Source organism: Streptomyces sp. NPDC001852 (assembly GCF_042891825.1).
GTDB lineage: Bacteria > Actinomycetota > Actinomycetes > Streptomycetales > Streptomycetaceae > Streptomyces.
Genome location: NZ_JBIATN010000044.1, coordinates 34,668 through 47,739, shown reverse-complemented (window position 1 = coordinate 47,739; position 13,072 = coordinate 34,668). Strand labels below are relative to the sequence as shown.

Below are 13,072 nucleotides of genomic sequence, written 5' to 3'. Positions count from 1 at the left end.
GACACCACCCTGCGCGCGGCAGCGGTGGACTCCGGCTACATCAGTGCCAAGGACTTCGACCGCATCGTCAAACCCGCCACCATGGTCGGCCGGACCTAGGACGGCCCCGTCCGCTTCAACTCGCCTGCCCGATCATGTGCTTGCCTCGGGCAGGCGTACGGCAACGCGGCCGGTCACCGCGGTCGGGTGCGCCGGTGTCCGTTGGGCATGGCGGATCCGAGGTGGGCGGCCGTTCGGCTGTTTTCGTCGGCGCCTTCCTGGCTCCAGGGGGCGGGGAGGCGGCAGAGGGCTTCGTGCTGCTCTCGTGGCCCGCCGGGTGAATACGGCAAGGAAAGTCCCGGCTTGCTACCCCCTCGGCAGGGGGTGACCCTGGGAGAAAGGGGCGTCTGGGCCAACCGTACGGACCGAGCGCACAGGGTCGCGGAGCCCGTGGCTGCCGCGGCCCGTGAAGGGAGCGGGTTCCAGATGAGGCTTGTCGTCGATCTCAACCGGTGCCAGGGATTCGCGCAGTGCGTCTTTCTCGCCCCGGACGTCTTCTCCCTCCACGGGGAAGAAGCGCTGCTGTTCTCCCCTCGCTTCGACGAGGCGCAACGTGACCGGGTGGAGAAAGCCGCTGCCGCCTGTCCGGTCCAGGCCATCCTGGTGGACTACTCCGACGAGCCGACCAAGGGTGTGCAGCCCCATGTCGGCTGACACGGACGTCGAGGTCCTGCGGCGTCAGGGCCGCATCGTCGTGGTCGGTGCCTCGCTGGCCGGTCTGCGCGCGGCGGAGACGCTGCGCGAGCAGGGCTTCACCGGATCGCTGACGATGATCGGAGACGAGCCGTACGAGCCCTACGACCGGCCGCCGCTGTCCAAGCAGGCGCTGCTCGGGCGGGCACGGCCCGAGGACACGGCGCTGCCGCGGCGGCGCGACATCGACGCCGAGTGGCATCTGGGCGTCGCCGCCGAGGAACTGGACCGGGACGGCAAGCAGGTACGGCTGGCGAACGGCGACAGCGTCCCCTACGACCGGCTGCTGATCACCACCGGAACCAGGGCCCGGCCGTGGTTCCACCCGGAAGAGGCAGCGCTGGACGGGGTGTTCGTGCTGCGCACCCGCGACGACTCCGCGCGTCTGACCCGGAAGCTGGCCGGAGGTGTGTCTCGGGTGCTGGTGATCGGCGCCGGGTTCACGGGCTCGGAGGTCGCCTCCGCCTGCCGGGAGCTGGGCCTAGAGGTCACGGTCGCCGAGCGCGGCCCGGCGCCGCTGGTGGGCGCGCTCGGCGGGGTGATCGGCGCGGTCGCGGACCGGCTGCAGCGGGGGCACGGAGTCGACCTGCGCTGCGGCATCAGCGTCACCGCCCTGGAAGGCGACGACGTGGGGCGGCTCAGGCGGGCTCATCTGTCCGACGGTTCGGCGATCGACGTGGAGGTGGCGGTCGTCTCGCTCGGTGCCATGCGGAACACGGAATGGCTCGCCGGCTCGGGGGTGGCCGCGGGGCCCCGAGGAATCGCGTGCGACGCCGGGTGCCGGGTGTTCGACGTCAACGGCATCGTCACCGACGACATCTACGCCGCCGGTGACGTCGCCCGCAGCCCCCACCCGCTGTTCGACTACCAGTTCCTGGCGCTGGAGCACTGGGGCAACGCGGTCGAGCAGGCCGAGATCGCCGCCCACAACATGATCTGTGCGGGTCCGGACCGCCGTCCGCACCTGTGGCTGCCGATGTTCTGGTCCACCCAGTTCGGTGTCAACATCAAGTCGGTCGGTGTGCCCTCGCTGGGCGACAAGCTGGTGGTCGCCCAGGGGGCGCTCGACGACGAGCGGTTCGTCGCGGTCTACGGGTACCGCGGCCGCGTCATCGCCGCGGTGTCCTTCGACGGTGCCAGGTGGCTGGGGTTCTACGAGCAGCAGATCGCGTCCGGAGCGCCGTTCCCGCCGGAGTACCGCACGGTCGACCGTCGCACCCAGACGCTGCAGCCGGTCGACCCGGCCTTCCCGGATCCCCACCTGCCCACCCACGGGGCCACAGTCACGCTGACGGGCCACTCACCGAGCGAACGGCGTGTCCAGTTCGTTCCGTCACATGCCTGACCACCGGCCCTGTACCGCTCGGAGCCCCGAGGAGATGTCATGACGCCCGATTCCATCTCCGCGCAGATCGTCGACTACGCCAACCGGGCCGATCCCTTCCCGCTCTACGCGGAGTTGCGCAAGACACCGGTCATGCGCGAGGAGGACGGCACCTACCTGGTCAGCACCTACCACGAGGTGCGGAGCCTGGCCAACGACCCGCGCCTGAGCAACGACACGAGCAACCGCCCGCCCGGCTACGCCCGCACCGGGCAGCCGGCGGCGGAGACCGGCCTGCCGCCCAGCTTCATCTTCACCGACCCGCCCGTGCACGACCGGCTGCGCGGCACCATCAACCGGCCCTTTGGACCCCCGCACAGCCCCAGATTCCTCGACGGCCTGCGCGGCGAGCTGGCCCAGGTCGTCACCGAACTGCTCGACGCCTTCGAGGGCAAGGACCAGGTCGACATCGTCGAGGACTTCTCCTATCCGCTTCCCGTCACCGCCATCTGCAAGGTCCTCGGCGTCCCGCGCGAGGACGAACCGCGCTTCCACGGCTGGGCCGATGCCCTGGCGTCGTCGCTCGATCCCCAGGCCGGCGACGACGGCCAGGCGAAGGCGCAGCAGGCACGCCAGGAGCTCGGCGGCTATCTGGCCGATCTGATCGAGACCAAACGCCGCCATCCCGGGCCCGGGATACTCAGCGCGCTCGCCCCCGACATGACACCGGCGGACCTGGAGGCCACGGCGGTGCTGCTCCTGGTCGCCGGCCACGAGACCACCGTCAACGCCATCACCAACACGACCCTCACCCTGCTGCGCCATCCCGACGTCCTCCACCGGTTCCAGAAGGAGCCGAAGCTGGCCGTCCCGCTCATCGAGGAGGTGCTGCGGTACGAGTCCCCGGTCCAGTTCATCCCGTTCACCACAGCCCTTGCCGACATCGAGGTCGCCGGCACCACGATCCCCGCCGGTTCGCCGGTCTGGCTCATGCTGGCCGCGGCCAACCGTGATCCCCAACGCTTCCGGGATCCCGACCGGTTCGACCCCGACCGAAAGGACAACGAACACCTGGGCATGTACACCGGCATCCACTACTGCTTCGGCGCCCCGCTCGCCCGCATCGAACTCCACGCGGCCATCCCCGAACTGTTCCGCCGGGTCAAGTTCACCGGGCTGATCGAGGACCCGCCGCCGTACCGTGCCAACGCCGTGCTGCGCGGGCCTCGCCACCTTCCCGTGGCGATCGAGGGCGTCACGGTCTGAGTTGCACGTTGTCGCGGTGTTGCGGGCCGCGAGGCCCGTAGTCGAGGTCCGCGCCGATGTTGCTGCTGGTCATGACCGGGGCGGGAGCGTCGTGGGGATCCATGACCGCTTCGATGAAGACCAGCGTGTCGTTGGGGGCGCTGAGGGCCTCCGCCAGGTCCGCGGGTGTCCTGACGACGAACGACCGCGGCGTGGTGTCCGGGCGGAGCACCCTCGGTAGGTCCGCGTAGGCCCAGGGAGCCTCCAGTGCGGCGAGCATGGGTGAGCGGTGTACGAGGTAGGCCACGGAATGGCCACCGGTGGCGAGGCTGAAGGGAATGACCGCCCATCTGTCGTCCGCGATCACAAGCTTCAGGGGCAACTTCTCCCGAACCCGGGCGTCCTCACCGATACGGACGCTCGGCAGGATGTCGTCCCGCAAGCGACCCGGCCACGCCACGGCGGCCCGGTCGTAGATGACACGATGGCCGACACCGACGTGCTGCCGGCGACGCTGGTTCTCCAGGTTGCTGCCCGGACGCTCGACATAGGGCGGACGGTCGAAGGCGCGCAGCTGGCGCCGAGCGCTCGCGGTGAGCCGGGAGACGGCCGCACTGATGTCCTCATGACCGGTGATCAGTTCGACAGCGATGTTCGGGTCGCTGATCCGACGGGCCTCACGGTGCCTCTCGGCGAGCTGCCGCACCACAGAGCGAGCCGCGTCGAGCTGGCGCTCACGTTCGTGGATCAGCTCGGTGACCGCCACGTCGGGAGCCGCTGCGGTGAAGCGTGGGGGACGGCCCGCCGCCTTGGTGGCAAGGCCGTCCTTCACCAACGCGGACAAATACCGGCCGGCCGTGCCCAGGCTCAACCCGCAGGCATCGGCGACCTCCGAGGCCGTACTGGGGCGCAGCCCCACCAGGGTGCTGTACACGAGTTGTGAGGCATCGCTGAGTCCGACGACGTCAAGTTCCATGTGTGCTCCGGTCATTCTTGTCAACCAACCACCCACCCGGCCCGACTCGGCACCGGGCCATCCCCGCCACACTCCGCGTGGGCTGACATGCCGGCCAGTGGAGTCCCGGTCTGTATCGGCCGCGCCCCCGCCCCGGTATCCTCACGATCGGCATCGGTATCAGCGATCAGAGGCTGCCGACACGCCAGGGCAACAGCTCCTCGGCCAGGGCCACGCTGTAGGGCCTGACCAGACGGCGCAACTCGGCGCACTTCTCAGGGCCTATCGCGACATATGGCAGCGCGGCCAGCTCGTCGGTGGTGTGTTCCACCATCGCGCGTCGCTCCCGTCCTTCCGGGGTGAAGGCAAGGTCGGGGCCCTCCGCCAGCCAGCCGCGCTCGCGGAGCCGCTGTGCTGCCTGTGCCCACTGGTCCTCGGACCAGGCCCGTGTCCTGCGAAGGCCCTCGGCAGCCACCGGGCCGGCGGCAGCATGTGTGACCAGCGCTTCGATCCCGTCGAGCCCGGCGGCGAGCAGCGTCGCGATGTGGCCGTCGCCGCGGAACTCACGCAGCAGCGTCTGTGCCTGCCAAAGCGCCAGGTGTGGTTCGTGCGGCCAGGGCAGGGCAGCGTGCGCGGCGAAGAGCGGGCGGCCCTGGGGATGGAGCAGTGTCGCTCGGGCCGCTTCCTGGGCCAGTTCCGCAGCGCGCTCCATCTTGGGGGAGTGGACGGCGGGGCCGAGGATGCGGCGCAGCGTGGCATCGACGGCCGCCAGCCGGGCCGCCAGCAGTGTCTCCGGCGACGCTGTCTTCCATACCGCGGGAACTACACTGCGCACCAGCTCAGGGCTGAAGTTGTAGAAGGTGGCGATCACCAGTTCGGCGGATGCCGGGCCCAGGGCCGCGGCACGCGAACCGAAGTAGCCGGCCCTGCCGTCGACGCCCAGCTCCGCGTATTGGGCCTGGGCCTCGGGAGCGAAGTACACGGCTCCGTGGAAGGGCTCCACCATGTTCCAGGTGGCCCGTGCATAGGCGCAGGCGAGCTCTTCCTTCATCTGCATGAGATGACTCCTTCGACTCTTCCATGCGCCCGCGGGCACCGGAACAAGTCCCTGATTCTCGACGGGCACTGCGGTTTCCTTGTGGCGTGGTGGAGCACGGTGCTGGTGTCGCAGGCGGGCCCGGACAAGTTCGCGTGCTGGGGCACGGTGGGGCCCGACTCCTGCCGCGCCGGTACGCCGGCGGTCGCTCCCCTGCTTCCCCGCCTGGGGCGTGTGTTCGCCAAGACGGCGATCCTGGTCGGCGCGTGCGTGGAGTGGAGCGGCTCCCCGATGGTGCAGACCCCGGTGCTGCCACGGCGCGCTGCCGAAGCTTTCCGGCTCTGTGGGCCCAGGTCCCCACCACGGGGGAGACGGCGATGCCCCGGGCGCGGTACTGATCGCGGGACGGGGCTCCCGGGTCCAGGTTCCCGGGAGCCCCGTCAGGTCGTGCCCATTCGGTCAGCCGTGGGCAGTCAGCCGTCCGCGGTCACTGCGTGCCGACCACCTTCATCGTGGCGGCGAGCGCCGGGACGGCGTACGGCGAGTCGGTGTCGACGGTCAGCCCGCTCGTGTAGGTGCCGTCCTGGTCGACCGCGCCCGCGTTCAGGGTGACCCGTACCTTCACCGTGGCGCCCGGGTCGACGGTGACGGTATGCGGTGCCGACAGCCAGGTGGCGGCGCCCGAGCTGCCGCAGTCGCCGTAGCCCGGGAGCTGCTCGACGCCGGTGACCGCGTGGTAGGCGTCCGAGCCGCCGACGACGTACAGTCCGCAGGCGCCGCTGCCGCGGTAGACCAGCGCGTTGGCCGCCGGCAGAGCCGACCAGGTGTCGGTGGCCGGGTCGTACTCCTCGGCCTGGTTGGTCAGCTGTCCGCCGCTGACTCCGCCGACCAGCTGCAGCCGACCGCCGGAGGACGCGGAGGCCATCGCCCAGTTCGGGTACGGCAGGTCGGCCCGCGCAGTCCACTTGCCGGTGACCGGGTCAAAGGCGTACGTGGCCGTCGTGTCCTCGCCGCTGAGCGGATCGTACCCGCCGGCGCAGACGACCTGGCCGTCGATGCCGGCGCAGGAGAGCCACTCGTCCGTGATCGGGTAGTTCGCCACCTGGCTCCAGGCATCGGCCTGGGGATCGTAGACGTAGGTCGCCTGCGAGGCCGGGAAGCAGTCGCCGCCGCAGCCGGCGACCACGTAGAGCCGGCCGCCGAGGACCGCCGTGCCGCCGGCGGCGACGCCCGCGGGGAGCGACGCCACCGAGGACCACGAGTCGTGCTTCGGGTCGTAGCGGTACACCGCGGCTGAGGCGTTGCGCGTGCTGTTCCAGCCGCCGACGACGTAGATCTCGCCGTCGACCGCCTCCACGCCGGGCTTCTCCAGCCCCTCCGGCATGTTCGCCAGCCGCTGCCACCCGCCGGTGGCCGGGTCGTGGACGTAGGACTTGAACAGCAGGTTCGCCCCGTCGGTCCCGCCGAACACGTAAACCTTCCCGTCGAGCGTCACCGAGCCGCTGTCCATCACCGGCTTCGGCAGACCGTCGGCGGTCGTCCAGGCGGTGGCACCCGCCACGGCGGTCGCGTCGGTCGAGCCCGTCGGTGCCGCGACCCTGTGCGTCTCATCGGCGACCAGCGACCGGGGGGTGAAGTCGCCACCGACATGTCGGACCGGTGCCCCGCTGCGGGAATGACTCGGGCTGTACGGGCGGGAGTTGGGCGTGTACGAGCCGTCCTGCGGGTTGAGGAAGACGTGGACGGGTGCGGTGCCGGTGTTGCGGAGCGTCACGGTCCGGGTCGTCGAACGGCCCAGCGGCTGGGCGACCCGCAGCGAGTCGCCGGAGACACTGATCCGGCCGGCGCCCAAGCGCCAGTCCTTACGGGTCACCTGATCGCGGGCGACGGTGACCTGCGCGGTCGAGCCGGTGTACGCCCCGTCGACGACCCCCAGCGTGGTCCGGCCGGAGCTGTCGGCGGCCGAAGCGGACGCGAAGAGCTCGTAGGCGCCGTCGGTCGTCGAGGCCGTCGGGGTGCCGGCCACGCTGACGGTGGCACCGGAGAGTGCCTTGCCCGTGTTGGCGTCGTCGACGGTGCCGGCCACGAGCCCGCCGGCGGTGGCATCGCAGGAGCGGTTGCCGATGAAGACGTTGTCGACCTTCCAGAAGTACGAGTGGGCCGCGTCGTACCGGAACCGCACCTGTACGTTGCTCTTGCCGGCGGCCTGAGGAATCGCGACGACCTCGGGGCCGATGGAGGGGAGCGTGAAAATCCGGACCGAGGTCCAGGTCTGTCCGCCGTCGACGCTGACCTCCACGGATGCGTTGGCCGGGGTGTGAATCCCCCTGAAGAAGGAGTTGTCGAAGGAGACGATCGGCGTGGCATCGCCGCTCAGGTCGAGCAGCGGCGAGACCAGGCTGCTCGTCACGCGGCTGCCGATGTCACCGGAGCGGGATTCGACCTCGGCGAACTGGCCGGTGCCACCGGTGTCGTTGCCGTAGTGACCCGGGTCGTCGAAGCGCCAGGTGACCCCGGAGCCGCTGTCGTCGGTGACCGTCCAGCCGTCCTGCGGCTTTCCTCCGGGCCAGCCCTCGAAGTCGGTCGTGGTTCCCTTGTACCCGAAGTGGTAGCCGAGCGCGGTGCAGGCGCTCGCGTCCACGGACAGCCACACGTCATGGCGTACGTCGCCGGCGCCGACGGCAACGGTGTCGTCCGCCGTCTTGTAGCCCGGCAGGGTCGCCGAGACGTGCAGCTCGTAGTTCCCGTCGTCCGGCAGCCGGACGGCGTACCGGCCGGTGACCGGGTCGGTGTCGACCACGCCGCCGGGGTAGCCGTCGACGGTGATCGCCGCGGCGAGCGGCCAGCCGTGGCCCGAGGCGTCGGTGACGGTGCCGGAGACGATGTGGGTGGGCAGGGCGTGCAGGGTGATGGACTCCTTCGCCGTGCTCCCCTCGGTGACCTTCACCGTGGCGGTGGTCGTCGCATAGCCGAACTGCGCGACAGTCAGGTGGTAGGTGCCCGGTGCCGGGGCGAGGTCGAAGCCGCCCGACGCGTCGGTCGTGGCGCTGTAGCTGCGGCCGTCCGCGTCGGTGGCGGTGACGGCGGCACCCGGAATCGGCCCGTTGGCCGTTGCCGAGCCGGCGCCGCGCACGGTGCCGGCCACCAGACCGTGCGGCCCCTGGCGGAACGCGCCGACGCCGACGGGCGTACCGAGCCCGGTCGGGCCGTCCCAGCCGTGGCGGGCGTCGCAGAGCTGGTTGCCGCAGAAGCCGTCGGAGCCGGCGGTGACGTCGGTGAGGTCGCCGGCGTTGGTGTCGGCGTACGGGTAGGTCACCGGGTAGGTACCGGGCGTCGGGGTGCCCGCGAGGGCGTACATCGCGGCGACGAGCGGCGACGAGAGCGAAGTGCCGCCGACCTGGAGCCAGCCGCCGACCGTCGGGGTCGAGTTGTAGATGCCGAGACCGGTGGCCGGGTCGGCGTCCGCGGAGACGTCGGCGATGGCACGGTTGTCGCAGCCGGTGTCGATGCCCTGCTGGTACGCCGGTTTCGGTTCGAATCTCGAGCAGCCCGAGCCGCCCGATGCCCAGGCCGCCTCGGTCCAGCCGCGGGCGGTGGTGTCGTCGCGGGTCAGCGTGGTCCCGCCGACGGCGACGACGTTCCCGTTCGACGCGGGCCAGTTCACGATGTTGCCGTAGTCGCCGGTGGATGCGGTGACCGCGATACCGGGGTGGTCGTAGTAGTGGTCGTACGCCGCCGCGAAGCCGCCGCCCTCGCCGCCCAAGCCGCCACCCTCGCGGGGGATGCCGTAGGAGTTGGAGATGGCCGCGGGGTGGTGGGCGGCAGCGGTGTCCTCGGCCTGGCCGAGGTCGTCGATGCCGGCCGAGTCGGCCTGGACCAGCAGGATGCGGCACGCCGGACAGGCGGCGGAGACAGCGTCGAGATCGAGCGCAGTCTCCATGGACCAGTCGCCGTCCTGCGGTGGGTAGTTGTGGCCACCGTCCTGGTCGAGCTTGGTGAAGCAGCCGTTCGCCGTCGTGCACGTGGGAAGGCCGTAGGTGCTGCGGAAGACGGCCAGGTCGGCCTCGGCGGTCGCATAGCCGCCGGCGTCGACGATGGCGACCGTCTCGCCCGAGCCGCCCGAGGGCAGGTCGTACGCAGCCCTGAGGTCCTTCGGGGCGAGGGCGGTGGCGGGCGGGGTCGACGAACCCGCGGCCAGGGCGCCGTGACTGTCGGTCACGCCCATGAGGTCGCAGGTGGCGTAGGGCGCGCCCCCCTTCTGCTCGGAGGCAGGTAGGGGGACGGCGCATCCGGCGGGCTTGTAGGTCGCTGTGCTCTGCGGGGTGCCGCTGGCCAGGGTGGGCGCCGCTTGCGCCGGGGCGACGGCCATCAGGCCGGACGCCACTGCGCAAGCGACCGCCATCCCGGCGGCCCATATCCGTATTGGTCTGTGCATCGCTCTTCTCGGGAGGGTGCGTCGGCCGGGCCGACTCGAGTGGGTGCTGGTCAGACCGGCCGGTACACCACGCCGGCCTTCCGTCGGTACTCACGCGACCGGTCCGCGCTCGCCGCCGGGGCCGGATCGGCGGTGGTGTCCTCGCCGTCGTTGGAGTCCTCGTCGGGGTCCTCGGTGGAACCCTTGAGGGATCCGTCGATGGGGCCGACCGCAATCTCCTCGCCAGACCGTTCGACGCCGTTGCCAGAAGCCATCGTGGCTGCTCCGTTCTGTCCCAGAGCCAGCAGTGAACGCCGCACGGCGATCAGGCGGCAATGCGCAGAACTACCCGGGAAACCCCCGTACGGTCACCGGCGGCTACTCCGTCGATGTCGGCGGCTGCGGCATGCTCCCCGGCAGCGGTACGTCACCGGACTCCACCGCGGTGACGGCGAGCGCGGTCCGCGAGGGCGCTTGCCGTTTGCGCATCGCGGAGTGGACGTGCTTCTCGACGGTGCGGGGCGAGAGCCCGAGAACCCGGGCGATCTGTGCGCTGGTCCGACCCTCGACGAGCAGGCGCACCACGTCGAGTTCGCGCGGCGAGAGCTGGTCCCCGTAGCCGGGTCGGCCCGCCCGCGCTCCGGTCCGGACCCCCGCGTCCGCGAGGGTACGCCGCACCCGGTCCGCGTCCTCGGTCGCGCCGAGGGCGGTGAGGTCGCCGAAGACCGCGCGGAGCAGGCCGACGGCCCGGTCCCGCTCGCCGACGGCGAGGTGACAGCCGGCCGCCGCCTCGCGGGCCAGCAGGGCTTCGTACGGCCTCGGAAGGGCGGTCCAGGCGGCGCCCGCCTCCTCGAAGAGCCCGGCGGCTCCGGTGAGGTCACCGCCGGCGCGGGCGAGCAGGGCCTCGGTCAGCCGGCGGGCTGCCGTAGCCACCGGCGCATCCAGGTCGCGGGTACCCGCCGCGAAGGCCTCGGCCGCGCGGACGGCCTCCCCGACGCGCCCGTCTTCGAGCAGGGCGCGGATCCGGAGCGGGGCGATCTCGGCGGCCCAGAGCCAGAGTCCCTTGGCCTCGACGAGCCGCCAGGCGGCATCGGTGGCGGCCAGGGCCTCCTCGGGGCGGCCGGCGGCGATCGCCAGTCGTGCGAGCGCGGCGGACGGGTCTCGGGACCCATCGGCGGGGCCGCGCGGACGCCCGACCGCGATCGCGGCGCGGACCTGCTCCTTGGCCCGACGGTGGTCGCCGCGGGCCGCGTCGAGCAGACCGGCCAGCAGCAATGCGTCGGCGCGCAGCACGGGTTCGTCCGCGTCAAGGGCCGAGGCCTGCCACTTCATGGGGCCCTTCCAACCGCCGGTGAGCCAGTCGAGATGAACGAGGGTGGCCCCGACGAGGTCACGCAGGCGCAGATATCGGTGCTGCTCGGCCAGAGCAGCGGCCGCATCGAGCCGACGCCGGGCGTCGTCGTAGCAGCCCCACAGCATCGCCGCCTCACCGAGGTTGGCGTACCCACGGGCGCGCTGCAGCACCTCGCCGGGGGTCTCCCCGCCGGCCGGGAGATCGCGCGCCGCCGCCCAACCGGCAGGGTCGCCGAGTACCAGGAGCGTGGCGGCACGGTCCATGAGAAAGGCGAGCCACTCCTCGGACGACGGGCCCGGCCCGGCCTCGATGAGACGCCCGGCGCGCTCCAGCCAGGCACGGTGATGCGCCGCCGGGTGCGCGGTACCGAGCGGGCGGGCGAGCATCATCATCGCGTGGACCGCAGCGACCGGCCGGTCCTGGACCAGCCCCGGCACGGCCTGCTCCATCTCGGCCGAGGCACCCACCACGTCACCGACGTGGAACATCAGCCGGGCCAGCTGCCAGGTCGCCTCGGTCCGCTCCTCCGGCGTGAGTTCGCCGGCGGCGGTCTCACGTAGCACTGTCACGAGTTCGCGCAGTGGCCCGTTACCGGGTGCGGCGTACAGCGGCATGCGCCGAACCAGACGAGACACCGCCGCGCCGCGGACGGCACCGCCGGTGAGGAGGTCGAGAAGCAGTCCGAACGCCGTACGTGGGTCGCCCGACGAGATCGCGTGATCGGCCGCCTGCTCGGCGTACGCAGCCCAGCGGCCCGGGTCGCCCGCCTCCCGGAAGTGCCGGGCCAACTCGGCGACGCTGCGTATCGGCTCCCGCTCAAGGGCCTCCCCGGCGCGGCGGTGGAGGCGACCGCGCTCCATGGCGCCGAGGGCGTGGTAGATGCTGCGCGCGGCCAGCACATGACGGAACCCCACCCGGGCGTCGCGGTCCTCGTGCAGCAGACCGCCGGCAAGCGCCTCGACCAGACCGTTCTCCGCCTCGGACAGGGGCATACCGGCGACCTCGGCGACCAGCACCGGTGCCCGCTCCCCCTCAAGTACGGCGAGCGCGGCCAGCGCCGCGCGGGCCGCGGGCCCCAGATGGGAGGTCCGCTCGAGCACGGCGTCGCGGATGCTGGGCGGGACGTCGAGCTCCGCGACGTCGCGCCGCAGCCAGGCGCCGTCCTCACAGACCAGGTCTGCACGGTCGTGGAGCAGACGGACGGACTCCTCGATCGCGAGCGGCAGCCCGTCGGTATGGCCGCGGAGGAACTCGGCGAACTCCGCCGAGACCGGCTCCCCACCGAGCATCGAGGACACCAGGTCCGCCGTCCCAGCGGTGTCCAGTGGCCCGGGTTCCAGGCGGGTGACGCCGGTCTGGGCGACCAGTCGGCGCAGCAGCGACTCCGGGCGGACGTCCTCGGGCCGGTAGGTGAGGACGAGGCGCGGGCTCCGCTCCCGCCGGGACCGCAGGAACAGCAGGAGTTCGAGCGTGGTCTCGTCGGCCCAGTGGGCGTCCTCCACCACGAACAGCCCGATGCCGAGGGCGTCGATGAGTTCGACGAGTGCGCGGAGCAGACGGTGCCGGGCGGCTGCGGCGTCGGGCAGCGGCTCGGGCGCAGGCGGCAGTTGTTCGGCCCACTCCGGGAAGACCGGCCGCAGCGCTCCCGCCAGCCCGGTGAGCTGCAGGCCGGCGACACGGTCGGCCAGCCGACGTACGGCGTCGACGACCGGGCCGAGCGTGTATGGCTCCCGGAATGGCGGGCACACCGCGACCAGCGCCGTCTCCGGACGCCGCCGGAGGAGTTCGTGGAGCAACCGGGTCTTCCCGATCCCCGCCTCACCCGCGACCACGACGAGACCCGGCCACTCGTCGAGGGCGTGGTCGAGCAACGAAAGGTCGTGGCCGCGGCCGACCAGACGGGGTACGCCGAGGCCAGGTCGGCGCGCCGACACGCCGGCGCTCTCCGCTACGGTCATCCCCGCCTCCGATCCAGCCCCGTGGACTCACTCTTCCGGACACCCCTTCAGCCC

General features: G+C 71.9%; 8 protein-coding genes. 3 read left to right on the top strand and 5 right to left on the bottom strand.

What is annotated here, in order from left to right; all coding sequences use genetic code 11:
• Nucleotides 1–465 precede the first annotated feature (465 nt).
• Genes ACFYZB_RS42495 through ACFYZB_RS42485 form a run of 3 tightly spaced genes read left to right on the top strand, consistent with a single transcriptional unit; the run spans nucleotide 466 to nucleotide 3,322 of the window.
• Nucleotides 466–693: a ferredoxin gene (locus ACFYZB_RS42495; protein WP_351217512.1), complete on the top strand. Its 228-nt coding sequence runs from the start codon at nucleotides 466–468 to the stop codon at nucleotides 691–693.
• Nucleotides 683–2,077 (top strand): NAD(P)/FAD-dependent oxidoreductase, encoded by a 1,395-nt coding sequence (locus ACFYZB_RS42490; protein ID WP_388767249.1) that lies wholly within the window; start codon nucleotides 683–685, stop codon nucleotides 2,075–2,077. The genes ACFYZB_RS42495 and ACFYZB_RS42490 overlap by 11 nt, the downstream gene beginning before the upstream one ends.
• A gap of 39 nt (nucleotides 2,078–2,116) precedes the next feature.
• Nucleotides 2,117–3,322 carry a cytochrome P450 gene (locus tag ACFYZB_RS42485; protein WP_388767248.1) on the top strand — a complete coding sequence of 402 codons (1,206 nt, stop codon included), beginning with the start codon at nucleotides 2,117–2,119 and terminating at the stop codon, nucleotides 3,320–3,322.
• Here the strand turns inward: ACFYZB_RS42485 and ACFYZB_RS42480 are convergent.
• The 5 genes from ACFYZB_RS42480 to ACFYZB_RS42460 form a co-directional block, all read right to left on the bottom strand.
• The gene (locus ACFYZB_RS42480) at nucleotides 3,312–4,277 is read right to left on the bottom strand and encodes a helix-turn-helix domain-containing protein (RefSeq protein ID WP_388767247.1); all 966 of its coding nucleotides are present in this window, start codon (nucleotides 4,275–4,277) and stop codon (nucleotides 3,312–3,314) included. The genes ACFYZB_RS42485 and ACFYZB_RS42480 overlap by 11 nt on opposite strands.
• Nucleotides 4,278–4,443: 166 nt before the next feature.
• Nucleotides 4,444–5,313 carry a hypothetical protein gene (locus tag ACFYZB_RS42475; RefSeq protein WP_388767246.1) on the bottom strand — a complete coding sequence of 290 codons (870 nt, stop codon included), beginning with the start codon at nucleotides 5,311–5,313 and terminating at the stop codon, nucleotides 4,444–4,446.
• 466 nt (nucleotides 5,314–5,779) lie between these two features.
• Nucleotides 5,780–9,661 carry a kelch repeat-containing protein gene (locus tag ACFYZB_RS42470; protein WP_388767245.1) on the bottom strand — a complete coding sequence of 1,294 codons (3,882 nt, stop codon included), beginning with the start codon at nucleotides 9,659–9,661 and terminating at the stop codon, nucleotides 5,780–5,782.
• A 116-nt stretch (nucleotides 9,662–9,777) separates the two neighbouring features.
• Nucleotides 9,778–9,981, bottom strand: coding sequence for a hypothetical protein (locus ACFYZB_RS42465; RefSeq protein ID WP_351217498.1), 204 nt, complete (start codon nucleotides 9,979–9,981; stop codon nucleotides 9,778–9,780).
• Nucleotides 9,982–10,084: 103 nt separating this feature from the next.
• Entirely contained in the window at nucleotides 10,085–13,018 is a 2,934-nt protein-coding gene (locus ACFYZB_RS42460) for a helix-turn-helix transcriptional regulator (RefSeq protein WP_388767243.1), read from the bottom strand.
• Nucleotides 13,019–13,072 lie beyond the last annotated feature (54 nt).